Here is a 26,357-nt window from a genome sequence, read left to right on the forward strand (position 1 = left end):
TCATACTATATATATCTATTTAATTTTTCCTTTTTCTTTTCATAATTTACCGACAAATAAAGATCGCCGCATCCTTCTCCTATTCGTTGGCGGTAGACCAATCCCAGTCAGAAGCAGAAGACAAAAAAAGGACCGGGAACTTTTCCCGATCCTTACTTGCGATTCTTAATGAACCAATTCTAATTGGCGCAACGCTTTATAGATCCCGTCGCGGTCATTTGTATCTGTCACAAGGTTGGCTGCTTCCTTCACATGAGATGCGGCATTCCCCATCGCGACACCTGTTCCCGCTAAGTCCAGCATCTCGATATCGTTGTTGCCGTCGCCAAAGGTCACGATGTTTTCAGGTTTGATCCCTACTTTTTTAGCCAATGCTAAAATCGTTTGCGCCTTTGAGCCGGGGTTCGGAATGATATCGACACTGTTTTCGTGCCAGCGTACTAACCGAAATTCTGGAAACGCTGCTTCAAATTCCGCGTCCAGTGATTGATCATAAAATGCACAGCCTTGATACACTTCATGTTGAGAGAAATAATCTGCTTCGTACTCGGGCGCTTTTTGACCGAAAGATTCCATCGCATCCAGTACTTTAGGTTCGTCAAATCTTGTCACACGTGCAAATGAATCTAGTCCGAACAACGCGATGTCCACCTTGCGCTCACTCGCAAAATCGATCATCCGAGCCAATGCTTCGCGGTCCAGCGTATGCTTGTACACTTGCTCATGGTCTAAAAATCCAGCAGAACCATTGCAAATAATGTAGTTCGTACAGCCCAATTGATGAATCACACCGCCAGCCAGCAAACGCGAACGTCCCGTCGCGATAGTCACTAAATGCCCCGCCTCGCGCAATGCCTTCAGTGCCCCTACCGTGCTGTCCAAAGGTTCTCTTTGGCTGCTCAACAAGGTACCATCAATGTCTAGTGCGATTAATTTTCTTTCCAAGATTTATCTCTCCATTTATATGTATTTGTTGTCCTGTTAAGGACGAACTTCCGTTGAAAACACGCAACTGCCCTATTCCCAACACTTTTATCTAACCTTCGCAACAGTCTGTCGTGCGACTGCCTGCCCTTATATTGTAGAGAAGTTTCAGAGAATTTGCAAAAAGTTCTCACGTACTTCCCATTCATAATTTTCACTGACTTTGAAAAAAAGTAATCGTTTTTCGTCAGTAGTCCACAATTAACACATTTTTTTCGAAAATGCAACTCCTGAACTTGACTTCGCTTCCTATTATCCGTTATACTGACCTTTGTGTAAAATAATGCAGCAGAAGAATAATAGCCCGTCCCCAGTTCGTTGCCAGTATTGGTTCAATTGCGTAACCGCGGCTGCGAAGGCGAAGATTGAAGAACGAACTACACGGATATGAATTTTTCAACGGATTATTTTACTCCAAAACAATTTATTGGAGGAATTTTTAATGTCACGTTATACAGGACCATCATGGAAACAATCTCGTCGTCTTGGTATCTCATTATCAGGAACAGGCAAAGAATTAGCACGTCGTCCATACGCTCCAGGTCAACACGGACCAAACAGCCGTGGAAAGAAATCTGAATACGGCTTGCAAATGTCAGAAAAACAAAAATTACGTTTCATCTACGGATTAAACGAACGTCAATTCCGTAACTTATTCGTACGCGCTAGCAAAATCAAAGAAGGTAAACACGGTGTTAACTTCATGATCTTACTAGAACGTCGTTTAGATAACGTGGTTTACCGTTTAGGTTTGGCTTCAACTCGTCGTCAAGCACGTCAATTAGTAAACCATGGTCACGTAACTGTCGATGGCAAACGTGTTGACATCGCTTCATACGAAGTAGAAGTTGGCCAAGTAATCGGTATCCGTGAAAAATCTAAAAACATGGTTACTGTGAAAGAAGCAGTTGAATCAGCTGTCGGTCGTCCAGCTTTCGTAAGCTTTGACGCTGAAAAATTAGAAGGTTCATTGTCTCGTTTACCAGAACGTGATGAAATCAACCCAGAAATCGACGAATCATTAGTCGTTGAATTCTACAACAAATTAATGTAAGACTTCTTACAGACGCTCAAGAGTCTCGACTCTTGGGTGTTTTTTGTTTGCTCTAAAAAATCAAATTACCACTCTTCCTTATTTCAATAAAAAAATCTTATGCATTAGTCTGGCTAACGCATAAGATCCACTCATTTATATTCCTAACCTATCGTCTGTCATTTCAATAGGTTTTTTCTGATAGTACTCTGCTTCACTAAAGGTGAAAAATCGTTTAAATAAAGACAAGGGTATTGAATGGACCAACGTATTGTAGCTCTCTACATCAGAATTGTAGTGCATTTTATTATTCGCGATCGCAGTTTCACACTCTTTAATTTGATCAAGTAATTCGACGATATTTCCGTTGGATCGCAATACTGGATAGGATTCAATCAAATATTGAAATTGATGCGCATCATTAACTGGCTTGACGTGTGTGCCGCCTTGTTCAGTATATACTTCTTTCTCATGTGCTAAATATTTAAATACTACCCTATTCGCTTTTTCTAACAACGAATTGCCGCGTTCCTCAGCAATCAGTATGTTGCTGGCACTTGCCTTTAGTTGGTTTCCTTTTCGAACAGCGTTATTGTAACTTATCCCTATGGAAACGATCATTCCTGTTAACACACCCAACACCATACTTAGAAACGTTAATATATCTGGAATTGTTTCTTGATCCATAGGCGTACACGCAGAAAAAATGAATAACCACAACAACCAACCGACAATACACAACCCAAATAATTTTACTAAAGCTACCAACACGATTCCTTGCTTCATTCTTTTCTCCTTTTATTTCAAATGATTACTTTTAAAAGTAACTAGTACGAACGCATATCCTCAAAGACAAAGTAACTCATTCAAAATTTTTAATATACTTTTAATGGTATTAAAAAGCAACCTAAGTTTCAAGAGTATTTATTAACAAATCTTAAGGATAAAAGAATCCCTTTTCCTCCCAACAACCACAAACAATCAATATTCCAATTGCTTCAAACGCAGCATAGCCTTTCCTTGACCAACAGACGTGATCGTATACATTTGTGCGACGTCCTGCTTCAAGTTTTCAAGTTCTGTATCGTCTTCAAATAAATGGGGGAACCGCCAGACGCTGCCGAAGAGGATCGTCCCTGAACCGCCGGAACCCGACTCAAATCCCGCTTGGACACTTCCACTCTTAAGAAACCTCTGAATCCCTTCCTACAAACGGTAACGCAACTTATTTATAAATAAACAGATAGCGAAAATCCCTAAATCAACACCGAATGATTCCAAATGCATCTTGTACTCGCCTAATGCGTGGATAGATAACCCAGGAGTCACGACGAGATTGATATCCTGCCCTGTGTGATTAAAATAGATGACCCGTACGATCATTTGAACGAGATGCAACATCAAAATCAATACAAAGCCCATCGCCATAGAATCGAAAACGATTTTTCTCACTAGCTCGTCGTTCTCTTTGATCATTTCTTTTGCTATGAACACGATGGATGACAGAAGTGCGTACATACTTAATAATGCAAAAATCAGCAGCACTGTCGCCAAATACCCATTCACTCCAACCGCATAAAAAAAGCTCATTTCTTACTCCCCCTTGTCTTCCAAATAAAATAGCTCCTCAAACGGCGTATCAAAATAAGCCGCGATTTTTAACGACAGCTCCAAACTAGGATTGTATTTTCCTTTTTCGATCGCGGTCATGGTTTGGCGTGAGACATTCAAGGCCTGCGCCATTTCTTTTTGCGGGATTTTCTTTTCTTCCCTTATTTCCTTAATATGGTTGATTACAGCCACGTACCCAGCTCCTAGTAAAGATATCTTTACTTAATAATAAGGCATTCCCAATCAGAAAGAAAGCACTAATTCCTTTTACAGCTTTTTTCTATCATCACAAGAATACAAAAAAAGAGAGCGCCCTTGAGCCGCTCCCCTTTGACTATTTTTATTTTGTCGATTTCGCTTGTCTGCTTTGGTACAGTTGTTTGAATACATAAACCGCGATAAATAAAGCGAACATACTTAACAAGCCAAACAAAATGGTTTTTGTACTGCCTGTCAAATTACTTCCTACATAGGAATAGACGATCGTCGCTGGTAATTGTCCGATCCCCGTCGCAATCAAAAAAGGAACGGGTTTTATCGCTGTCAGCCCTGCGGCATAACTAATAAAATCAAACGAAATAAAGGGCAGCAACCGGCAAATCAATATCGTATGTTTCCCGTAACGATCAAAGTAATTGTCCAGCGTCTCCAATGAAAAGTTTTTGTTCAAGCGTTCAACAATGTCCCGCCCTGCGATTCGTGCGATATAAAAACAAACGAGTGCCCCCGCCATCGCACTTGTCCAAGAGAGAATGGCGCCCTGCCACCACCCAAAGACCGCTGCATTCGCAAAAGTGATCAAAAAAGCCGGCAAAGGCGCAATGATCGATTGGAACATCATCAGCAAAAAGGAAATGACGACTGCCCAGACACCAAAGGAACGCAAATACCCCACAATACTTTCCACACTCATGGAACGAAACAGCATCAAGACTTGTGTGATTTTCGATCGTACACCTGGTACAAAATAAAAAGCAAGTACCGCCATCAGAACGAAAAGAAGCAACAAGAGCCGTGCCATTTTCCACTTATTTTTCTTATCCATTATTTTTCAACATCCTCAACTTTGGCCCAACGGTAGTAAGAGCCATCATAGTTCTTCACCTGCTTGAAACCGCACATCTCCATCACAAGCTCCATGTAGGCAGAGCGAATCCCCGCCGTACAATAAGTGACGATTTCGTCGTCTTTTGATAAACCCGCCTTCTCGAAAAGGCTGGTCAACTCTTTTTTACTCTTCAATGTCCCTTTTTCAGTGAATAATTGGGTAAAACGAAGGTGCGTCGCATCCGGCAAATGGCCGCCTTTCGCTTCGCCGTACAGAACTTCTCCCTTGTACTCTTTGTCTTCCCGAACATCCACGATTTTGTAGTCTGCGTAATTCTTTTTCAATTCATCGGTTCGAATGACATGGTCCTGAGTGATCGCGTCGATCTTGACGTTTACAGGACTCAATTTTTTGGGTTCGATCGTTGTTTTAAGATCTGCTTTTTTTAATGCCTCAAATCCACCATCGATCATTTTTACCTTTTTATATCCGGCTGCCAATAATTCCCAGGCGATCCGGCCGTCTTCTCCCCAGCCTTTTTGTGCGCCAGCAAAGAGTACGATTTCCTTCTCCTTTGCGATCCCTTTTTCTCCCAGCCGCTTCCCGAGTTCTTGCGGCTCAAGGATCAGCCCCCATTTTTCATCTCCAGAAGCCCCGTCTTCAACGGAGGCTAAGTCATGCCAACCGATCACCGTCGCTCCCTTGATGGTTCCTTTATTGGCTTCTTCTTCGCCACGGGCATCCACCAAAATGATCTCATCCATGTTCTTTTTTACATAGGCCGCATCGACGACATATTCGCCGGTAAAAGCGCCTGTTTCCTTTTTTTCAGAGTTGGCAGACTCACTCTTGTCCTCGTTTCCGCCGCCTCCGCACGCCGTTAACCCTAAAGCAGCCAAAGCCAACAATCCAATCATTGTTTTTTTCATTTTCTTCTCCATTCATTTGTCGTTTTTTTAATCCAAGGCTCCTTTTAGAACCAAAAGAGAAATATACCCCTATATTTCCTTAAACGACCTATCCAAGTGAAATTATTCACATTTTTAATACGAACAGATCTTTGAAAAAGAGAATCCTTCATTCACACTCCTAGAAACGCTAAGCTTCCTTACTGCACATCAAAACATCGCTGAACGTTCTCGATCCTCCCCCTTCCTCCTGGTAATCCCCTTAGTGAAAGTATATAAAACGCTTTATCCTTTTACAATACACATCCGCCATCTTCACAGATAAAAGTGTTATTTTCCTCTCCTTTTCTTTAAAATTTTAGCCACTCTCAGTCCAAATTTCCGCTCTTTTTTCCACTTATCTATTTGATTTTTTTCAGAAGAGTGTTCTGTATTTTCTGACTGTTCAGCCACTGACGCTACCTCTGCCACTTCGTCAACCGTCGATTGAGCGGCAACAGGCACAGAGGCTGCTTTCGTTATTCGCTCCTCGGCTATTGCTCCCGAATCCAAGACTTTTTCCGCATGATTTTCCATTGAAAGTTGTTCAGTAGAAAATTCTTCCTTTGGCAGATGTCCGCTTAGTAACTGTCTGATTTCAGCGGGCATCACTTTTTTGAGATCAAAATCTGTTGGGATAACAACTTCACTTCGCAGTTTCGTCTCATTATTAGCCGAAACTGGAGATTTCGTTTTTTCAGAGTTCGGTTTTGAGGTCGTTTGGCCCGCAAGTATTGCTTTTTGACTCGAAGCTATTTTACTTGGGGATTCAGCAGCCTGGTTTGCGTCCTTCTCCTGCTGTAGATCCGATGAATCAGCTTCATTTTCAGGAAGTTGCGCTTCGACTTCCTCTGCATAATGCATATCTTGTATATAGGCATCGCGAAAAACATCCACAAACTCAGCAAATTTCCGTGTGCTAGCCGTCTCAAAAATCGACAATCTCGTTAAAATTTTAAGGGCTCCAGCAACTTCTTCATGCGTTCTCGTCGGATGTGCATTCTTCAACGTCCACGTATGCTTCCGGCCATTTTCACCTTTGAAGATCGAGCGAAGAACAAACTGATGATCCGCCAATTCATCTGTCCTCGTCGGGTCTTTTTCTTGTAAATACTGTCTATGTAAACGCGCGTCCTTCGTCGTATCAAGATAATCCTTTTCATCCCGATACAAACGAGCGACCACGGTATGCCACTCCTCTTTGTCAAAATAATGTTCAAAAAAAGCACTGAACGCACGCATTTCCGCACAAGGCTTCGCAGTAAAGAACAACTCTCGGATCAGCTCCTGGCACATCAATGAAAAGTCTTCTAAAGCGAGGGCATGACGCACTAAGATCGCGACCATATACTCAATGATCGTCGATACCTCTTTCGTCTCACTGTAAAATTTCAGCACCCGCTTCTCCAGATTTCCTCTTAACATATTAAATAGCTGTCTTTGACCCAATCGTTGCGTTCCCATACCCTTCCACTCCTCATTCTTAGTATTGTCCATCTGTCTATCATTTCATTCACTATTTTTTTCCAAGCACTTTTTCATTAGCAAGATACGCAAAAAAATGACGCTGCTTTTTCCCTCTTGCTATTATTTGGATTTCGAAAAAATACGCTTACATTTTTTTGCTGATATACGCTATAAATTAAAAATATCTCTAAATTAGAAAAAAATCTATAGTTTTTCTACCCTTTATCTGACACGTTTTTAATAGATTTGAATACTTTCTTTTCAAGAAATCAGAAACGTTGTCATAGCAGGATTTTGGTCATTTTCAAGTTGTGAAAATTGCTTCCTTTTTTAGATATTTTTTTATTTTTTAGTAGATCACTGCTTCACTTGAACATTCTTCAAAATCCTATTCTGTCCTCCTTGGAACCTTAGACATCCTAAAAAAGAAAACCACGGCACTGTTAAAACTCACGGATAACGACTAATTAGGTTCTTTCTATAAAATAACAAAAAAATCCGAAAGTATTCAAAAGTGAATACCCTCGGATTATCCTTATTTTCCTATCGCAATAATGACACAATGTCTTTTTTCGCTGCACTTTTTGCCGGCAGCCAACTGAAAACGATCCCGATTACGACTGACAAGCCAAAGGCCAATGTCACCGTGAAGAGATCCGGCCGAACGGACAATGGCGTGAATAGACTGATGGCAAAGCCTAACAGCATCGCAATCAAATACCCGATCGTCCCGCCCACAAGAGTCAGTGAGATCCCTTCTAGTAAGAACTGCATCATGATGTTGCCTTTCGTACCACCCATTGCACGGCGCACACCGATTTCCTTCGTTCGTTCCGAAACAGAAATGTAGATCATGTTCATGACCCCGATTCCTGAAATGAAGAGCGAGATTCCGCCGATCACCGAGATCAATAGTGTGATGCTGGTCAAAAGCATACGGAGTTGATCCACCTGTCCCGCTAGATCTTCCGTCTTATAATTTCCTAGTTCTTTCCATGTCCCATATTTCTTTAAGGTGTTTTCTGCTTCCTTTGAAACATCTTTTATATTCGCTGATTGGTTCATTTTCACCTGGATCATGCTGTGATCTTCAGAATTAAAATAACTTTCGAAGACATTTTCCGGTAATTCTGCCACGACATAGTCTTCCTGTGTTGAGACGATCGTTCCGCCGTTCCGATCTTCCATGATCCCGACAACTTCAAACAAATGCCCGCCTATTTTGACGCTTTGTCCGACCAATGATGCCGGTTCTTCCTTTTGGATCGCTTTTGCGGCGGTTTGGTCAATTACTACAACTGGATTTTCATTGTAATAATCACTCGCCTGGATGCCTCGCCCATAGAGTACTTTCGAACCCTTGTTTTTTATCAGCTTGAAGCAATTCCAGCGTCCATCATTTCCGACATCATCAAAGGTTTGATCGGCATACTTGATGCCATTTCGTGAATTATCATAATAGCTCACCGATTGGACACCTGGAATACTCTCGATTTGACTGATGTCCTCTTCTGTAAATCCGCTCAAGCCGTTCTCATGGAACGTTTCATCTTTTGCTGAGAACGTGTACCCGACACTGCCGTCAAATTGATCCAACCCAATAAATTCCGACGCATAATTTTCAAAAGCACGACCGATGGAAAAGACTGTGATGACCGCAGAGACCCCAATGATCAACCCGATCATGGTCAAAAAGCTCCGCCGTTTGTTTTTACCGATCGCTTTAAAGGAGGTCTTCCATACTTCACTAAACCGCATGCACAACACCTTCTTCCAAGACTTCTCCGTCTTTCACTGTAATGATCCGTTGGCAATAGGCCGCCGCCTCTGGATCATGTGTGACCATCAAGATCGTGACTTTCTCTTCTTCGTTCAAACGTTTAAATAAGTGCATGATTTCTTCAGAGGTATGACTATCTAATGCGCCCGTCGGCTCATCCGCCACGATAAATTTCGGATTGCCAACGATCGCTCGTGCAATCGCCACTCGCTGCTGCTGCCCGCCCGAAAGCTGCTTTGGCAATTTATTGTATTTATCTGCGATACCGACCTTTCGCAACGCCTCCATTACTAAAGACTTGGTTTGTTTTTGCTTCATTCCACCATAAAGCAGCGGCAACGCGACATTCTCCATCACCGTATTGTTGTCGATCAGTTGAAACGATTGAAACACAAAGCCCACCGATTGATTTCGCAGCCCAGACAGCTTTTCGTCATTAAAGCGGTACGCATCTTGCCCTTCGAAGCGATAGGTCCCTTCAAAATCGCCATCTAAAAAACTGATCGTATTGATCAGCGTAGATTTCCCCGAACCAGAAGGCCCCATCACCGCGACAAATTCGTGCTCCTCAATAGTCAGACTGATATCCTTCAGCACATGGATACGCTCCTGATCGGCGGTATAGAATTTATTGATCTTTTCCATTACAATCATTCCACCGTCACATCCATCCCATCCTTGATACCTTTCGTGTCTTTGATGATTTTGTCATTTTCATTGAGGCCTTCACGCAAAATAGAGTATCCATTCCCTTTTTCAACAGTTACTGGATGTTTTTGGGCTTTGCCTTTCGCGACCGTATACACGTAATGTTCTCCCTCTTTTTCTACAACGCTTTTCAGCGGCAGGTGGATCTCATTACGAGGGATCAATAATTCTACAGAATAGCCTACCGGAATAGATTCGTCAGGAACTGCGGTAAAATTATAGGTCACTAAACTCGTCTTCTCTTCTTTACTGGGCTCATTGTTCATTTCTGCCAAAGAGGTGATTTTTCCCTTAACTGTTTTTTCGTTGTTCGCGTATTTGATCTCGATGGGCTCATTCAACGCAACCTTCGATCGGTCATATTCCGTTACCGTTCCTTTGATCGCAGACGCTTCACTCTTTAAGACCATCAAAGCCTGTTGCGGATCATTTTTCGCATCCTCATTCAAGGAAGTCACGACAGAATCATCCGCTGCACGAATCACTTCTCCCCAACGATACGTGACCAAGACTGTATTTTTCGTCACATGATCGCCTTCATTTACGTGGATCGTCTGAACAGGTCCTTTTTCTGTGTTCACTAGTACGGTCTGCTTCTTCGTCGACTGAACTTGCCCCTTTAAATGCAATGGGGTTTGTTTACGGACTTGGTACAACTCGACCGAGTGCTCATCCTTTGCATTTGCTTGGGTATTTTGATAAAGAAAAAAGCCCGCCCCCGCAACAACTAACACACCAATTCCAATGATTATTTTTTTCATTTTTTAAAACATCCCTTTCGTTCCAAAATTATCGTAATCGCTTTTACAGCTTAAATTTTAGAGGAAAGAGCGGGGAACGACTTCCTACGAAAGTATAAAGTCTAACTCCTACTTTGGACCGAAGAACATTTGTTTTTTTATGGATCAGCTCTTCTTCGTACCCCTTTCAAAAATTTCTCTTTACATATCGTTAATCCTAACGTATACTTTCGTTAACCAAAATAAAAATATAAGTTAACGAAAAGAGTGAGTCTATTGAAATTAAGCAGTCGAGAACTTGTTTTAGCCGGCCTATTTGCCGCAGTCATCAGTATTTTAGCCCAATTTACCATCCCTCTTGGACCAATTCCGCTAACCCTGCAAACATTTGCTGTCGGATTTGTCGTGACCATCCTAGGAAAAAAAACGGGAACGATCTCCGTAGCCATCTATCTGTTGATGGGCATGATCGGATTGCCTGTGCTGGCTGGCGGTGCAGCCGGGATCGCCAGTTACTTCGGACCGACCGGCGGTTTTTTGATCGGATTTCTTTTTCAAGCCTACGTTACAGGGCTGATCATTGAAAAGACGCGATTTAATTATTTCTGGTCCATTTTTGCCAATATCGTCGGTGCCTTCATCACGTTGATTTTCGGTTCATTGTGGCTGAAATTCAGCGGCAGCTTACCTTGGAACGCTGCATTTTCAGCAGGAATGATCCCTTTTATCTTACCCGGAGTGATCAAAGCACTTGCGGCTGGCTATTTAGGTGTCTTGTTGGGCAAGCGCCTCTCATTTACCCATTTGATGTACCGTTAAGTTTCCGTTTTTCGGAAACTTTTTTTTTTGACTTTTTAATCAGGGTACCGTATTATATCGTTTCGTAAGGTACCCTTAATAAAGTTGTGAAAGAAGCGAAAACAATGACAAAAGTATTATTTTTGAATGTGACAACACATGGACACGTAAATCCCTCCTTAGGTTTAGTAAAAGAACTCAGTGATCGAGGCATCGACGTTGTCTACTTCTCAAGTGAAGAATTCCGCGAAAAAATTGAAGCAGCCGGTGCTGATTACCGCCCATATACGTATGATTTAAATATTTTTAAGAATGGCTTTGATGTCTTGTTGGATCATGGATTAGCTATTGTTCAAGATATTCTGGAACAAATCCAAGACGATTCCTTTGATGCTGTTATCCATTCCATCGCAATGCCCTTCAGCAAACAAATTGCCGAATATCTGATGCTGCCAGCCGTCTCGATGCTCGCCGTTTATATGGGAATGAAACAATTTGCGACACTTGACAATACCCCTTTAGCCGGAAAATTCAAATCCATGAACGACGCGTACCTAGCAGAAGCCAAAAAAATCGAGCAGACACTTTCCATTACGATGCCCCCTCGATTTTTCGATTTGATTTTTAATGTTGAACCTTTGAACATCGTCTTCACCTCCGATTATTTCTTGCCCGAAAGCGAACGCTCTTTCTTTAATGAACAGTATGTATTCGTCGGTGCAGATAGTTACCAACGATTAGAAGACACAAAAGACTTTCCGATCGAACGCGTCCGCTCGGCTAAAAATGTGTTGTATGTTTCCTTTGGTACTATTTTTGGAGACTATGCCAAAGACCTTTATCAAAAAGTGTTCACGGCCTTTGGCGACTCGCAGTATCTTGTTGTTATGGCGGCGCATCAAGTAGGTTTAGAAACGTTGACGATCCCAGACAACTTCATCGTACAAGATTATATCCCGCAAAATGAAGTGTTGAAATATGCCGACGTCGCCATCACTCACAACGGCTTGAACAGCATGAATGATTTAATTTTAAACGAAGTGCCTTTCGTGTCTCTGCCTATGGGGGCAGACCAACCAGCACTCGCAGACCGCATAGCAGAACTAAATGCAGGCATCCGATTGGAGTATCAACAGGTGGATAGCGCAGAATTAAAAGCCGCCGTTGAAAAAGTTCAAACAGAACCTGGCTATTTAAACAATCTGAAAAAGATCAAAGAATCTTTCCTTGATGCCGGCGGTTATAAAAAAGCGGTCGATGCGATTGAGGACTATCTAAACTAAAACAACCCGCAGTCCTTCATCAAGAAAGACTGCGGGTTGCTTCGGTCTAATTTTGTTCTTGTCTCCAAGGCTGAACATTTTCTTTACGAAAAACGGCTGCTTGTCCAATGGAGTTGAACAGCTCCATTTTTTGTTTGACAACTGCTTTGGCTGCGTCGATACATTCTGGATAAATTGCATTTGGGTCCCATAATTCTGTCGTGGATAGGATCTCGCGACATTTTTTATAGAAGGCATATTTGTAATCGGAAGAGATATTGACTTTTTGAATCCCAATTTGAACGGCTTTGGCGATTTCCTCATCCGGATTCGCTGATCCCCCGTGTAAGACCAACGGAATATCCACTCTTGCTTTGATCTCCTCTAGCACATCCATCTTCAATTCAGGTTTGATGTTTTTTGGATAGATGCCATGTGCTGTTCCGATCGCCACGGCCAATGTATCGATCCCTGTTTTCTCGATGAATTCTTCGGCATCTTCTGGTTTCGTATAGATGACTTCTGAAACCCCGCCTTCAACAGACGTTCCAGTATTGCCGATCGTTCCTAATTCTCCTTCGACGGAGACCCCGATCTTATGACAAACCTCCACGACTTCTTTCGTAACCGCGATATTTTCTTCAAATGGCAGCAAGGACCCATCGATCATGACAGAGCTGAATCCACAATGGACAGCGCGCATGATGCTGGCTAAGTTGTCCCCGTGATCCATGTGGATAACAAAAGGCACAGAACTATTTTTTGCCCGAGAAACCGCATATTGGAAAAATTCATCCTTTGTAAAATCCAGCTCTGTTGGATGGACCGCAATGATCGCGGGTGCATCATTTTCTTCGGCAGCTTCGATCACTACTCGCAAAAAATTACTGTCTGCGACGTTGAAAGCTCCTACTGCGAATTTATTTTCCTTTGCGATTTCTAGCATTTGCTTCATATTGATTAACATTTGACCTGATCTCCATTCTCATCTTATGATTTATTTTTAGAACCCGAAAGTTCGATGTACCGTTTGACTACTTCTTTTCCTGCTGCCATCGTTTGATGAATCAGCGTGGGATAATCCACCTCGGGATTTTCTGCTAATTGCTTTTGGACTTCGGCTTTTTGCGCCTTCATGAAGTCGGACCCGACATTGATTTTATTGATCCCTAATTCGATCGAACGAAGGATGTTTTTCTCTCCAGCACCCGAACCGCCGTGTAATACCAACGGCAGGTTCGTCGCTGCTTTGATTTTTTCTACGATATCAAACCGAAAATTCGGGATATACCCTTCTGGATAATTGCCATGGCTCGAGCCATAAGACAGTGCCAAGCAATCCACTCCTGTCTCCTTGATAAAACGAATCGCGTCATCCGGATCGGTGTACATCTCATCATTGGTAAAATGATCCCCTGCTACGGCACCCATGTCGCCAACTTCGGCTTCCACACTGGCATTGTATACTTGCGCCAGCGCAACCATCGCTTTTGTGATACGAATATTTTCTTCTAATGGATACATCGACGCATCCATCATGACACTGGAAAACCCTTCATGCAGACACTGCTTCACGAAGGCGACATCCTGACCGTGATCCAGATTGATCGCCACTTCGACTTTGGCATTGTTTGCCATTCGGATAATCGGCTGGGTCAAATAACGAATATCAAGGTGTTCCTTCAAATGATCCTGCAGCAGATCGACAATGATCGGCGATCGAATTTCTTCAGCCGCCTCAATCACCGCCTTAGCCGTTTCCAGATTGAAGCAATTGATCGCCATCACGGCATATTTCTCACGATTGGCTTTTTCCATCATTTCTCTCATCGAAACATACATGTGACAAATCTCCTTTTTCATACTAAAGAATTAATTTTTCTCTGAAAAATTAGTTCGATTTTCAAGCCGTATATCATTCCTTACTTATCGTTATTAAGCTAACTCGCAAGTTAAGATTGAATTTTTCTAACGTAAAAATTCAAATTGATTCTCGTACGCATACCATTCTACTAACTCTTGCTAAAGCAAGAAGTAGAACTGGCAACTGGGAAAAGTGGAACTGACAGCCTTCCTACGAAATCTTGATCGAAGAAAAATCGACTTCTTCCTCTTCTTCATCATCCTTGATATCATTTTCAACAGGTGCTTTCTTCAAGGCAAACAACAGGATGCCCGTGATCGCCGAACCGATCAGTAAAGCCAACGTAAATTTCAACGGGTCCGTCATCGCCGGAATAATAAAGACGCCGCCAGATGGTACTGGGGAACCCACGCCCCATGACATACTCAGTCCGCCACCGATCGCTGCACCGACTGTACAAGAGAAGATCACCCGTAATGGATCAACTGCCGCAATCGGGATCACGCCTTCTGTGATCATACAAAGCCCCATTGGAAAGGCGATTTTGATATTGTCTTCCTCTTCAACGGAATATTTACGTTTGCGGAGAATTTTTGATAATACCCAAGAGATCGTGACACCAAATGGCGGTACCATTGATGCCAACACTTTCACCGCTTCTGGCCCTTGTACGCCTTCCAACAACAGCCCATCAGCAAACAGAGAAGCCACTTTATTGACCGGGCCGCCAAAGTCGAAGGCCGCCATTCCGCCAACAATCGAACCGAACAAGAAATTACCAGAGCCTTGCAGTCCGTTTAAGAAGTCCGTCAACGCTTCTGTTGCCCAAACGATCGGCACACCGATGACAAAAAACATCAATAATCCTATGATCAACGTAGATAAGAGCGGTACGATCATCATCGGCATCAAGCCTTGCGCCCATTTTGGAACCTTCAAATTTTTCACTAGAAACAGAACGAAGAAACCAACCAAGTAACCACCCAACATCCCGCCTAAGAACCCGGCGCCGATAGCATTTGCGATCAGCCCCATAAATAACCCAGGTCCGATACCCGGACGGTCAGCAATTGAATAGGCAATCGCTGCTGCGATCACTGGTGCCAATAACCCCATGCCCAGCACACCCAGTGAGACCAGTGCATCTGGAACGGAATAGGCCGCCTTGTAATTTTCAATGACACCTCCACCTGTCAGATTCCCGATTGCGATCAACAACCCTGCCGTAACAACAACTGGCAACATGTACGAGATTGCCGTCAGTGCATGTTTTTTCAATTGAAGCTGCTTAAACATTTAATTCATCTCCTTATTCAAATTAATGTATTTATTTTTCTTACAGAAAAATAAGTCTGATTTTCATGCCGTATATCATTCCACTAGATTTTTACATAAGATTTCACTATCGCTTAGTTTTGATTTTTCAACGAAACGAACTGCGAAAAGTGGAACTGACATCCTTTTTCAAATTAATGTATTTATTTTTCTTCCAGAAAAATAAGTCTGATTTTCATGCCGTATATTCTTCCACTAGGCTCTTTACACGAGCGTTCGCTATTACTTAGTTTTTGATTTTCTCCACGAAACGAACTGCGAAGAGTGGAACTGACATCCTTTTTCAAATTAATGTATTTATTTTTCTTCCAGAAAAATTAGTCTGATTTTCATGCCGTATATTCTTCCACTAGATTTTTACATAAGATTTCACTATTGCTTAGTTTTGATTTTCTCAACGAAACGAACTGCGAAAAGTGGAACTGACATCCTTATTCGTTTCCTTACGCTTTTACGATTTCTTCTTCGATCTTGTTGATCAGTCCTTTTGGTGCTTTGATCACCATGCTGGTAGGGATTTCTACGATGGGCTTTCCTTCGAAGCGGTCTTTTCCGCCGACCTTGATATCTGCTGCGATGATAACGACGTCCGCTGCGTTGATTTCCTCCATCGTTAATTCGTCTTCGGTCCCGATCGTTCCTTGTGTTTCAATATGAACCGTGTGCCCAAGTGCTTTAGCTGCTTTTTCCAATTTTTGTTTGGCGATGTACGTGTGGGCGATCCCTGACGTACATGCGGCGATTCCTACTATTTTCATTCGTTGTTCCTCCGTTTCTTTTTAGTCTTCTTCCATTGGGTCTTTTGATAACAACTCCAGCATTTCTGCCTTGGTTTGCGCATTGACCATGTTCTCGATGAAATCCTCGTCTGCCAACAGCATCGCCACTTTTTGCAGCAGCTTGATGTGCATCGTATTGGCGTCCGTGTTTTTGACCGCAAACAAGATGATCACACGAACAGGTTCTTCATCCAATGACTCCCATTCGATCGGGGTCGCAGCTTTGCCGACCACCAATGAGGTTTTGATGACACTGTCGGATTTTCCATGAGGAATCGCAATACTATTGCCGATCCCCGTCATGCCCTCCGCCTCACGTTCGAACACGTCGGCCATGAAATCTTCTTCGTCTTCGATGTCCCCATTTGCCATCAGTAAACGGGTCAGCTCTTGAATCGCCTCCTTTTTTGTTTTCGCTTTCATTTCTAACTGAATCAATTCTTCGGTAATAACATCTCCGATACTGAAATCATCCATCATTTTCTCTGCTGTCATCTCACATCTCTCCTAACATCTCTTTCACTCGTTTTTCATCTTGTTTGGTAAATACGGAATTTACTAATATCGTCGGAATCATCCGCTCGATCGTTAAATTGACCGTCGTTAAAATCAAATCAATATTTTGATATTTTTCTGGGGCTTTGGAAAATTTTCGTGCCGACAATACGTCCACGATCTCTAATTCGGGGAACGCCTTGCGGACCTTCACCTTCAGCAATTCGGACGTTCCTACGCCGCTGCTGCACATGATCAATACTCGTTTTTTTGAATGGATCATTTCTTTATATTTCACAAAATACAAGGTTAAAAAACCAATTTCATCTTCCGAAATCTCATTTAACTGGTACTTTTCCTCCGCGGATCGACTCACTTGCTCGACCTGTTGGAAGATCTCGGGGTATTCCAGCTTGATATCTCCCAGCAAATCATTTTTGACAATGATCTCATTTTTTAATCGGTACAATAAGGGATCAATGTGTTCATACAGATCCTGCCGATTCGGCTGCTGATCCACCTTCATCCCCATCAAGCAGCTCATCTCTGTCGCGAAGAATTCAGTGATCGTCAGCGCCTCTTTGGATTTTCGGTTTAATTTGATCGGCTCCTTCTCCATTCGAGAGGAGATCAAGTATTGGAAAAGGTAAAACGTCTCACTTTCTGGCAAAACAAGATTCAAGTAATGATTCAGCTTCGTGATCACCATCCGTGAAAGCTGATACAACGAATCGTAGCGTGTGATCAATTCCTCTTCGTCAGGATCAAGAAGTTCCCCACACGTATCCGCATGAATCTCCCCTTCCCGTACCCGCTTGATCAAAATATAAATGTGGGAAAAGATATTGCTGTTATAGGGATACGCGATCCCATTCTGTAATTTCCGTTCAATATATTCCAATAGGGACGTGATAAAGTTGATGTCGTAGGAGCTGATCTTTTCCTGCTGTGTGGAAAAGTCCTCCTCCCACACACGATTCGCACTGATCAAATGGTTGACTGCCTTACGGATCTGTTTCTCCGTCCCTTCGATCGACAGCCGCTGTCCTTTACGAATCAGTGCCAGCTGGTGATCCATTAGAAATTCTGTCATCCGTACCAAATCATTGTTTATCACAGTGGTGCTGACATAATATTCATCAAACAGGTCTTGGATCAACACTTTCTTCGGTGATTTGAATAACAAGGTCAACAGAATCGTGTTCCTTCGTTCCAGCGGTCCGCGAACGGTATCTACGCCTCGTTTTTGTACACTTTCTTTTAAATAATTGTCATAATCTAAGCGAAACCCCTTGCCGACCTCGGCGGAGATCAGCTCTCCAACATCAGAAGCTTCATTGATTTTTTTGATTGTTCGGTAAATCGTTTTGGTGGAAACATTGGCAAATCCAGCTAACTCTTGAGCGGTGAGTGTCATCCCATGTTTGATAAACAGTTCGATCAATTGCGTTTCACGTTTGCTTAGCTGCATGTTGTCAACCTCCTTGTCATTAATATAGCTCTTTTTCTCTTGCGTACATTTTTTCTTGTGTCCACTAAGATGGACATTTTTATAAAACGCTTTCAATAACTGACATAAATAAGTTGTGAAAATAACCCCCTTTCAAAACCCCTGTTTCTTTTTGTCCTGTTTAAAAACTGCTTCGTAATGACCAATTCTCCTTTCTCTATCTTACTGTGCGATTAAGGTAAAAAAAACAGCGAAAAAATCGCTGTTTCTCTTCATCATTTATTTTTTTACGAAGCGATTGTTTTCCTTTTTAGGGAAGAGAGGGTTCTTTTTCCACCTGTGCACAACTCGCTGCACTAGCGAATTGATAGATGGGTACCAACTGTTCATAAGTCTCTACCATAAATTTTTGGGCCGCCTCCGGATTTTTCCACAAAGGATCTTCTCTTTTGATGATCCGCCCCACTTGAAATTCCCCTTTTTTTACATCACGGAATCTTTTCAACAGCCTTTCTGTGTTTTCTGGTGATAACTCTTCCACTTTTTCTTTCGTGTGATCGCCAGACAGAACGAAGTCTGGGGACAACTGAGCGAAACGATCCAAATGATCTAGCAGCGTGTCCGCGATGGCTTGCTCATTTTTTGGCTGATCGATGCACGATAGCCACATAAAGACATACTCCGGCCAAATCCCCAACTGAAAATGCGGCTCCATCTTGTAGCCGCGCTTTTGGCGACTCAACGCAGACCACGTATTTTCAGGCGGATTCGCGGTACGGCGACGATGCTGTGCAATGTGGATAAACAATTCTTCTCCAAGCAGCGGCTCTAACGCTTGTTGAAAAACTTCATCTAATTGTTGAAAAACCGGTTGGATTTCTTGACGGATCGCTGCCATCCGTTCCTCCAGCCCATCGACATCAAATACAGCAAAACTATTTTCGGTGAACATGTTACTCCTCCTTGCTTCAACTGCTGCCTTTTCCCAAAAAGGCGAATGATTCACAGCTAATAAGACACTATCCTGATTTTACCATCTCTTGATCTGGTTATACCTTTCATTTGCACTTTTCTATTGAAAAAAAGGTACATTCTTTCAGTAAAGGTTCTTTTGCTTCCTCATTTGACAAAAAACGGACTAAAATTTAATAAACCGCTTTAGTTATTTTGCTATTTTAAAGAAATTATTTCCCTCTCTTTGTTAAATCAAGTATATTATAAGTAGCCATTTTATTTATCAAGGTTTCAGAAAGTCATTTCTGAGGAGGGTAAAACGAATGATTTCAGATGCAATTGGGTTCGAGAAAAAATTTCGTTTAAAAGAAGATAAAAAATTTGAACAATATAAAATCATGCTCCCAAAATTGCGGGAAAATGATGTCATGATAAAAATTTCCGCCATCTCGATCAGTACCTTGGATACTCAGATACGTCAAAACATCAAAGGTGCCAAAAAGCCGTATATTCTTGGTTGCGGAGGGGTGGGGATCATCACTCGATTCGGCAGTAACAATCCCCGGTTGAATGTCGGGGACCGCGTTTTATATATAAATAAAGTCGGAAAATATGGCAGCTATAGCAACTTTCAGATCGCAGATGTCCATTCGGTCGTGAAGCTGCCGGACACCTTTCCTACCGATGAAGCTGCTGCATTTTCCTATAGCTTCTTCTTGGCCTTCGAGGTGTTGTTCAAGCAGTTGAAGCTAAAGCCGCAGCCTGGAAAAAATCAAGGAAATTTGTTGATTTTGAATACGTCTGACGGGTTGGGCGCGACGATCATTCAGCTAGCAAAATGGGCTGGATTGAAGGTTGCCGCCACGATCAACAAGAACAACTCTGAGATTTGGATCAAGAATATGGGTGCGGATGTCGTGTTTTCCCAGTCCACTCATTTAGAAAAGGAGCTGGACCAGGCGGAAATGACACCGGTGGATTATGTCATCAATCTAGATACAGAAAAAGAAAAAAGTTTTGATCATTTGGCAGAGTTTAAAGAGACTGCCACCGTTTTACTGTTGCATTTTGTTAAGAAAAAACGGAAGGACGTCGATCCTGATTTCCTGCATTTTTATTGCGATGAGTTTTTGGAGTCTTCCTTTGAAACCGCAGAAGGCATCGATTATTCACGGAAGATCATGGAGCTTTTAGTCTATCTGTGGGGAAAGAATCAATTAAAATCCATTTTGACGGCACAATTAAATGGTTTCTCAGACAAGAATTTTTATGGTGCCCATAAATTGATTGAGAACAATCCAAACTTTCGACATTTAGTATTGGTCAACGAATGAAATCTTGTTCAATGGAGCAAGATTTTTTTGTTTGCAAAAAACTTTTTTGATAAAAACGCCCTATCTGCCCCTTTGATAACAAATGTTGTCAATTATCACAGGAATTTCTTGTTTTTATGGGTTTAACATTTGCTAATTACATAGAATGGGATTAAGATATAAAATGGAATTTTCATTTACATTTTCATTTCAGAAATTTTAGGAGGTTTTTATGGATTATTCACTGACTACTCGGTTAGCAGCTGAGTTCTTGGGGACTGCTTTATTAGTAATGCTTGGAAACGGTGCAGTTGCCAATGTAGATTTGAGAGGTACGAAAGGTTACGGAAGTGACTGGATGTTGATTGCAGTAGGTTACGGGTGTGGGGTTATGATTCCTGCGATGATTTTCGGCGGGATCAGCGGTAATCACATCAACCCAGCGTTTACGATTGGTTTAGCTGTTAGCGGCATGTTCCCTTGGGCCGAAGTTCTTCCTTACATCGTCGTTCAAATTCTTGGCGCAATGGTCGGACAACTAGTCGTAGTAGCCAGCTACAAACCTTATTACGATCAGACAGAAGATAAACTACATGTATTAGGAACCTTCTCAACGATCAATAGTGTCGGATCAAAATTCAATGGTTTCGTAAACGAGTTCTTCGGGTCATTCATTTTATTCTTCGGTGCACTTGGAATTACCAAAGCGCCTTTCTTCCAGAATAATCTGGGAACCGCTCACTTGGCATTAGGTTTCTTAGTATGGACATTGGTTGCCTCTTTTGGTGGACCAACTGGACCTGGTTTGAACCCTGCTCGTGATTTAGGACCACGTATCATGCACGCCATCTTACCATTGAAACACAAAGGCGATTCACAATGGGGCTACTCTTGGGTACCCGTTTTAGCACCGATCGTTGCGTCCATCGCAGCCATCGCGTTATATAAAGGTTTATTCATGTAATAAAAAAAATGTCGCAGAATTTGCGGCATTTTTTTTATTTTAATCATCAGTCCTCGCGTGTTTCAACAAAGGCACCTTTGATTTTTCGTTTTTCTTTCATTGCTAGATCGTTTTCCAGTTCAAATGTCACAGGTGCCGGATCAGCGATCACAACGAAGACCTCTTGATCATTCTTCCCTTTTTTGATCTCGATGTTTTCTTGCTGATCTTCTCTTAGAAAAGCTTGAGCAACTTGCTTCATTGTGTTCCCATCGTCAACAACATCCGCGGGTTGGATAGGCGGGACAATCTCATGTTCATGCATTGGAACGACCTCCTCTTATGACATTTATTCTACGCGCATTGCGGAAGCATCGCAAATAGAGGTCTGATCCAGACCCCTATCCGTTGTTTCTATTAAATTAGTTCCTTTACAAACGCCACCGGAAACATCGTTTTTTCAGCCGTTTCTTCGATTGACAGCCCTTGCGCCAAGTAACGCTTCGCTACACTTGTCATGCTTTCAGAGACTTCCACGATAAATTTGTCAGGATCATAAAAACGCATCACCCGCTGCCCCCACGGATATTCCTTGCTGTGATGAAGGAACTCGATGCCTTCCACTTTTGAAAGCTTCTCCTCCCAGATAGCCAAATCCTCCACTTCAAAATAAAGTTGAAAATTATTGGCCTGCTCCTTCATTTCGATCGGAACATCCAGTAAGCCCGCATAATCCGCCTGCATGGAAAGGCCGCTCTCGTAAACCACATGGATATTATCAAGATTCATCATGACTTTTTGTTCCATCACTTCTTCGTAAAACTGCCTCGCTATGTTCATGTCCTTTACCGCGATCATTATTCCGCCATAGTTCATAGTACTCGCCGCCCCCTTCTTCATTTCCTCCACTATACCTTTAGAATTTAGCGATTTCACTGTAAAAATCGGACATCTTTTGTCGATACCCTTGCGGCGTATTACCAGTGATCTGCTTAAACTCGCGGTTAAAGTGAGAAACATCATAGTAGCCGGTCGCCTCATGGATTTTCGTAATTCCATTGGAAGGATCATTCAACAAACGAAGTGCGTGATTGATGCGGACTAAACGGGAGAACGTTTTCGTACTCATTCCTAGGTATTCGTTGAACAGGCGTGTCAAATGACGTTCACTATAAAAAGCCTCTTTAGATAATTGCTTCAATGAAATATTCCCCCTGTGGTGAACGATCGATCTGGTCAACCCAGTCACCTCTGATGGGGAAGGCTTTGAAATAGCCTTCAGGAAGAGTTGGTCAACACCCATTACTAGCTCTTGCATACTCTCCGCCTTTTCTAACAACCTCCGCATTCCCTGTTGTATTTTCGCATGCAACAATTCCAAAGGAAAAAGCTGATCCGTTAATTCATGCTGATGGAAGCCCAAAAAGGCATGCAGCCCCGCCGGCTGAAATTCCACGATGAGTATCTGATCAAAGCCTGCTGCTTGATCGCCAACTCTAACTGCTTGCGTTGCCGGCCCAAACAATTGGCTATCGAGTTCTTGTCCCTTTATTCCAAAAATCATGGTCGCACACCCATGTGGAATCACTGTATAGTGATCAGAAATAGCGGTTTTCGTTGGAAATGTCAGCGTGTAATTCGAGACATACGGCTGCAAGGCGGGGTGAGGCTCAATATACAGACAATCTTCATTTCCAAAAATGACTCGTTGCTGCTTTTGATACGTTAAAATAGCTCCACGATCGATCATTGCCTCACCCCTATTCGTTACCTTCATCATAGCAAGCTTCTTTTTTACTTGTCTAGTCCCTTTACACACCTGCTTCATCTAGTTTCAATATGAAAATGTCGCTCGTTTATATGGTTTTGATGTTCCTACTTCCCGTATTCTGATTGAAAAGCCGTCGCCAAATTCATACAAAAAAACTACAGCCTCGATTCTGGGCTGTAGTTCTCATCATTAGTCATTCAGGTAGGTCATGGCATTATCGATTAACTGTTGAACCGTTTCTTTTGGCATCACCGACAGAATATCCGTGATTTGCGGCGCGGATTTGCTATCGGTGAAGATAACGTTCAATGGCATATACAAGTTCCGGCCTTTTTGTTGGGTTTCTTTTTGAATAGTCGCTACGATCGCTGAATAATCAATTGCACCCGATTCTTTTTCTAGCTCTGTCGACAGAACGGTCAGTATTTGCTTGATGCCTTCCTTGTCAAAATCCGCCAAATCGGCATACGTAAAGGTCACTTGCTCCACCGTTTTGATAAACAGAATTTTCTCCATGAAGGTCATCAAGGTTTTCGCTTCTGTATGATAAATGTCGACTATTTTTTTAATAAAGTCGAGATCCTTTTCGATACCGAGTGCCTTTAATTGTTCTGCAACTTCTGTTTCAGCATCCTCGACTAACGAAACGATTCGTTCCGTTAATTCATCGACAGAGAGCTTTTTGATGTATTCGCCATTTGTCCAATCGAGTTTCTTTTGATCAAAGTAAGCTGGCGAAGCGGACATCCGATTGACATCATAGGCTTCGATCAATTCCTCACGGGTAAACAATTCTTTTTCTCCCACTGGCGACCAGCCTAGAAAAGCGATAAAGTTTAGCACTGCTTCACTCAAATACCCGTATTTCCGATACTGACTGATAAATTGCAGTGTGTCCTTGTCTCGCTTACTCAATTTTTTCTTCGTGTCCAAACTGTAGATCAACGTGATATGACCGAAAACAGGAGGTTCCAGCCCAAGTGCTTCGTATACCGCTAATTGTTTAGGTGTGTTTGCGATGTGGTCGTCGCCGCGCAGCACATGGCTGATTTTCATTAAGTAGTCGTCAATCACTACCGCGAAATTATAGGTCGCCATGCCATTGCTCTTTTCGATAATGAAATCCCCGCCTATATTGTCCGAATTAAATGCGACTGGGCCTTTGATCATGTCTTTCCACTCGTAAATGTGATCGCTTGGCAAATGAAGACGGATCGTGTAGCTGCGTCCTTCTGCTTCCGCTTGTTGGATTTGTTCTTTTGTTGCACCATACCAGCGGCCATCATAATGCGGCGCGATTTTAGCGGCCACTTGCTGATCATGCAATTCTTTCAATTCCTCTTCAGTCGCGTAATCCTTATAGGCCAGACCTACATCTAGCAATTGTTGAACATATTTGCGGTATATATCGACTCGTTCCGTTTGATGATACGGAGCGAATTCAGTATTGGGCTTGTCAGGACCTTCATCCCAATCGATGCCCAACCAATGAAGGTTTTCCATCTGACTGTCTTCTCCGTGTTTCACATTTCGCTTCAAGTCAGTATCTTCGATTCGTAAGACCCAGGTTCCGTTATAATGCTTGGCAAACAGGTAGTTGAATAACGCAGACTGCGCATTTCCTAAATGCAGGAAACCTGTCGGACTTGGTGCGTATCGAACGCGTACATCGCCGGTAACTTCTACTTTTTCTTTTTTCAATGACATTCCCTCCAGTTTAAAAGTCCAAGTAACTACTCGTTCATCCAAGGACTTTAATAACAGATGCTATTATAAGTGAAGATTTCTGAGGAATCAAATGATTGCGACCTGACCTGTAATAGCCCTGCACAGATCGCTGATAAAAAAACTGAGCATTACAAAAACCCCTCTCAGAATAAATTCTAAGAGGGGTTTTCCCAGTACCAATAAATTGATAGAAAGGTTCTTCGTCCACTAAGCTTCTTTCCGACACGCCTGAAATCCGACAGGTGACGTGTGTCATGTGCCTCTGGTATCGAAGGATCAAAATTTCAGATCCGCTCGACTCGTCGCATGAGACACACTATAGCACACTCGCTTAGCCTTTGACAATCATTTTTCGTCGTTCTTATAAATTGATTCTGTGATCGCCACTGTTTTCAACGTCAATGCCTTGGTGACGATCGGACTTTCCAACCGTCCTTGCTGCAAGCATTCATTGACATGATTCACTTCAAAGACAAATTCACTCGCTTGTTCACTATGAAGTGTTTCTGTCAGTCCCGTGCCATACTGGATCTCAGCCGTGTCCGTCTTCCAAAAATCAGGGATAATGATTCTCCCTTTTTCTCCGTAAATAATCATTCGTTTCGGCAAGTCCAGATCAACCGTTAAAAAGATCGTCCCGATGACCCCATTTGGAAAACGCAGCGTGACTTGCGCCTGCGCATCGGATTGCCCCTCAGGAAATGTCAGCGTGCCCTTATAGTCCTCAGGTGTCGTCAACAGCAGATGCTGCATATATTCTAATGGATAGGTGCCCGCACCGCGAAATACCCCGCCGCCCGCGCTTAAATCACGGAACCACGAGATGTGATCGATGTTCGGGTACGCTGTGACAGAATCCAGCCACCGGACCGCGCCGATTTTGTCCTCTTCGATCGCCTGCTGGACTTGATCCGTGATCGGCAAGAACAACGCTTTTTGTGCTTCCATCAAAAACAGCCCGCGCTCTTCCGCCATTGCAAACAATTCCTCTGCTTGCGCCAGTGTCATCGTAAAGGGTTTTTCCAGCAGCACATGTTTATTGTTTAGCAACGCCAGCTTTGCCGCTTCATAATGCCCTTTGTTATAGACGGCCACGTACACGATATCGACCTCTGAACTTTGACACAATTCTTCATAGCTCCCAAACGCATGTGGAATCGCCAATTCCTGTGCCATTTTTTGCGCCTTTTCAATGCCTCGTGAAGCGATCGCGGTGACGATGCCGTCTTCGCTTTCCTTTACGCCTGCCACAAACCGAGGAACCACTTGAGCGGTACTCAAAATACCATAACGAATCATTTTCTCTTCCTCCTATCAAAATGAAAAAACTGATTTAAACAAACCAGT

At 42.7% G+C, this 26,357-nt stretch carries 27 protein-coding genes; 5 read left to right on the top strand and 22 right to left on the bottom strand.

What is annotated here, in order from left to right:
* Nucleotides 1-165: 165 nt before the first annotated feature.
* Entirely contained in the window at nt 166-945 is a 780-nt protein-coding gene (locus IGI66_RS12625; RefSeq protein ID WP_010779565.1) for a Cof-type HAD-IIB family hydrolase, read from the bottom strand.
* Nucleotides 946-1,426: 481 nt separating this feature from the next.
* On the opposite strand from IGI66_RS12625, the gene rpsD reads away from it, so the two are divergent.
* Nucleotides 1,427-2,038, top strand: a complete 612-nt coding sequence (gene rpsD, locus IGI66_RS12630) for a 30S ribosomal protein S4 (RefSeq protein ID WP_010779564.1) — start codon at nt 1,427-1,429, stop codon at nt 2,036-2,038.
* 135 nt (nt 2,039-2,173) lie between these two features.
* Here rpsD and IGI66_RS12635 read toward each other — a convergent pair whose 3' ends face one another.
* The 9 genes from IGI66_RS12635 to IGI66_RS12675 all read right to left on the bottom strand — a co-directional run bounded on the left by IGI66_RS12635 (nt 2,174) and on the right by IGI66_RS12675 (nt 10,339).
* Nucleotides 2,174-2,803, bottom strand: a complete 630-nt coding sequence (locus IGI66_RS12635; protein ID WP_438849161.1) for a LemA family protein — start codon at nt 2,801-2,803, stop codon at nt 2,174-2,176.
* A gap of 420 nt (nt 2,804-3,223) precedes the next feature.
* On the bottom strand, nt 3,224-3,607 hold the full coding sequence (locus IGI66_RS12640) for a hypothetical protein (protein WP_431380833.1): 384 nt from the start codon (nt 3,605-3,607) through the stop codon (nt 3,224-3,226).
* Between the two features lie 3 nt (nt 3,608-3,610).
* Complete coding sequence (locus IGI66_RS12645; protein ID WP_086306394.1) at nt 3,611-3,820, bottom strand: helix-turn-helix transcriptional regulator; 210 nt, start codon at nt 3,818-3,820, stop codon at nt 3,611-3,613.
* A gap of 148 nt (nt 3,821-3,968) precedes the next feature.
* Entirely contained in the window at nt 3,969-4,673 is a 705-nt protein-coding gene (locus IGI66_RS12650) for a TVP38/TMEM64 family protein (RefSeq protein WP_010779560.1), read from the bottom strand.
* Nucleotides 4,673-5,605: a sulfurtransferase gene (locus IGI66_RS12655; RefSeq protein ID WP_438849162.1), complete on the bottom strand. Its 933-nt coding sequence runs from the start codon at nt 5,603-5,605 to the stop codon at nt 4,673-4,675. Before IGI66_RS12655 ends, IGI66_RS12650 begins: the two co-directional genes overlap by 1 nt.
* Before the next feature lie 309 nt (nt 5,606-5,914).
* A complete protein-coding gene (locus IGI66_RS12660) occupies nt 5,915-7,087 on the bottom strand; it encodes a hypothetical protein (protein WP_438849163.1) in 1,173 nt (390 codons plus the stop codon).
* Nucleotides 7,088-7,633: 546 nt separating this feature from the next.
* The gene (locus tag IGI66_RS12665) at nt 7,634-8,848 is read right to left on the bottom strand and encodes an ABC transporter permease (protein WP_086306392.1); all 1,215 of its coding nucleotides are present in this window, start codon (nt 8,846-8,848) and stop codon (nt 7,634-7,636) included.
* Nucleotides 8,838-9,524 carry an ABC transporter ATP-binding protein gene (locus IGI66_RS12670; protein ID WP_114525059.1) on the bottom strand — a complete coding sequence of 229 codons (687 nt, stop codon included), beginning with the start codon at nt 9,522-9,524 and terminating at the stop codon, nt 8,838-8,840. The genes IGI66_RS12665 and IGI66_RS12670 overlap by 11 nt, the downstream gene beginning before the upstream one ends.
* Nucleotides 9,521-10,339, bottom strand: a complete 819-nt coding sequence (locus tag IGI66_RS12675) for an efflux RND transporter periplasmic adaptor subunit (protein WP_010779555.1) — start codon at nt 10,337-10,339, stop codon at nt 9,521-9,523. The genes IGI66_RS12670 and IGI66_RS12675 overlap by 4 nt, the downstream gene beginning before the upstream one ends.
* Nucleotides 10,340-10,594: 255 nt before the next feature.
* On the opposite strand from IGI66_RS12675, the gene IGI66_RS12680 reads away from it, so the two are divergent.
* Both IGI66_RS12680 and IGI66_RS12685 read left to right on the top strand, forming a co-directional pair.
* The gene (locus tag IGI66_RS12680; protein ID WP_086306390.1) at nt 10,595-11,137 is read left to right on the top strand and encodes a biotin transporter BioY; all 543 of its coding nucleotides are present in this window, start codon (nt 10,595-10,597) and stop codon (nt 11,135-11,137) included.
* A gap of 104 nt (nt 11,138-11,241) precedes the next feature.
* On the top strand, nt 11,242-12,399 hold the full coding sequence (locus IGI66_RS12685; RefSeq protein ID WP_438849164.1) for a macrolide family glycosyltransferase: 1,158 nt from the start codon (nt 11,242-11,244) through the stop codon (nt 12,397-12,399).
* Between the two features lie 46 nt (nt 12,400-12,445).
* On the opposite strand, the gene IGI66_RS12690 is transcribed toward IGI66_RS12685, so the two are convergent.
* The 7 genes from IGI66_RS12690 to IGI66_RS12720 form a co-directional block, all read right to left on the bottom strand.
* Nucleotides 12,446-13,345, bottom strand: coding sequence for a ketose-bisphosphate aldolase (locus IGI66_RS12690; RefSeq protein WP_086306388.1), 900 nt, complete (start codon nt 13,343-13,345; stop codon nt 12,446-12,448).
* Nucleotides 13,346-13,368: 23 nt separating this feature from the next.
* Nucleotides 13,369-14,220 (bottom strand): class II fructose-bisphosphate aldolase, encoded by an 852-nt coding sequence (locus IGI66_RS12695; protein WP_438849165.1) that lies wholly within the window; start codon nt 14,218-14,220, stop codon nt 13,369-13,371.
* A gap of 232 nt (nt 14,221-14,452) precedes the next feature.
* A complete protein-coding gene (locus tag IGI66_RS12700) occupies nt 14,453-15,538 on the bottom strand; it encodes a PTS fructose transporter subunit IIC (protein WP_010779550.1) in 1,086 nt (361 codons plus the stop codon).
* 482 nt (nt 15,539-16,020) lie between these two features.
* Nucleotides 16,021-16,335, bottom strand: coding sequence for a PTS fructose transporter subunit IIB (locus tag IGI66_RS12705; protein ID WP_010779549.1), 315 nt, complete (start codon nt 16,333-16,335; stop codon nt 16,021-16,023).
* Nucleotides 16,336-16,356: 21 nt separating this feature from the next.
* Complete coding sequence (locus IGI66_RS12710; protein WP_010779548.1) at nt 16,357-16,851, bottom strand: PTS sugar transporter subunit IIA; 495 nt, start codon at nt 16,849-16,851, stop codon at nt 16,357-16,359.
* A 1-nt stretch (nt 16,852) separates the two neighbouring features.
* Entirely contained in the window at nt 16,853-18,322 is a 1,470-nt protein-coding gene (locus IGI66_RS12715; protein WP_114525064.1) for a BglG family transcription antiterminator, read from the bottom strand.
* Between the two features lie 289 nt (nt 18,323-18,611).
* Nucleotides 18,612-19,253: a DUF1054 domain-containing protein gene (locus tag IGI66_RS12720; RefSeq protein ID WP_438849166.1), complete on the bottom strand. Its 642-nt coding sequence runs from the start codon at nt 19,251-19,253 to the stop codon at nt 18,612-18,614.
* 325 nt (nt 19,254-19,578) lie between these two features.
* Here IGI66_RS12720 and IGI66_RS12725 point away from each other — a divergent pair, with 325 nt between their 5' ends.
* Nucleotides 19,579-20,589: an alcohol dehydrogenase catalytic domain-containing protein gene (locus IGI66_RS12725; protein ID WP_010779545.1), complete on the top strand. Its 1,011-nt coding sequence runs from the start codon at nt 19,579-19,581 to the stop codon at nt 20,587-20,589.
* Nucleotides 20,590-20,800: 211 nt separating this feature from the next.
* Nucleotides 20,801-21,532: an MIP/aquaporin family protein gene (locus IGI66_RS12730; RefSeq protein WP_010779544.1), complete on the top strand. Its 732-nt coding sequence runs from the start codon at nt 20,801-20,803 to the stop codon at nt 21,530-21,532.
* A gap of 46 nt (nt 21,533-21,578) precedes the next feature.
* Here the strand turns inward: IGI66_RS12730 and IGI66_RS12735 are convergent, their stop codons facing one another.
* The 5 genes from IGI66_RS12735 to IGI66_RS12755 form a co-directional block, all read right to left on the bottom strand.
* On the bottom strand, nt 21,579-21,836 hold the full coding sequence (locus IGI66_RS12735; protein WP_438849167.1) for a hypothetical protein: 258 nt from the start codon (nt 21,834-21,836) through the stop codon (nt 21,579-21,581).
* A gap of 92 nt (nt 21,837-21,928) precedes the next feature.
* Nucleotides 21,929-22,387, bottom strand: a complete 459-nt coding sequence (locus tag IGI66_RS12740) for a VOC family protein (protein ID WP_431380824.1) — start codon at nt 22,385-22,387, stop codon at nt 21,929-21,931.
* 40 nt (nt 22,388-22,427) lie between these two features.
* Complete coding sequence (locus IGI66_RS12745; RefSeq protein ID WP_438849168.1) at nt 22,428-23,261, bottom strand: helix-turn-helix domain-containing protein; 834 nt, start codon at nt 23,259-23,261, stop codon at nt 22,428-22,430.
* A 210-nt stretch (nt 23,262-23,471) separates the two neighbouring features.
* Nucleotides 23,472-24,983: a glutamate--tRNA ligase gene (gltX, locus tag IGI66_RS12750; protein ID WP_438849169.1), complete on the bottom strand. Its 1,512-nt coding sequence runs from the start codon at nt 24,981-24,983 to the stop codon at nt 23,472-23,474.
* A 372-nt stretch (nt 24,984-25,355) separates the two neighbouring features.
* Nucleotides 25,356-26,309 carry a Gfo/Idh/MocA family protein gene (locus tag IGI66_RS12755; RefSeq protein ID WP_438849170.1) on the bottom strand — a complete coding sequence of 318 codons (954 nt, stop codon included), beginning with the start codon at nt 26,307-26,309 and terminating at the stop codon, nt 25,356-25,358.
* Nucleotides 26,310-26,357: the final 48 nt, after the last annotated feature.

It is taken from the genome of Enterococcus sp. AZ048 (genome assembly GCF_051715125.1).
Classification (GTDB): Bacteria; Bacillota; Bacilli; order Lactobacillales; family Enterococcaceae; genus Enterococcus_A; species Enterococcus_A gilvus.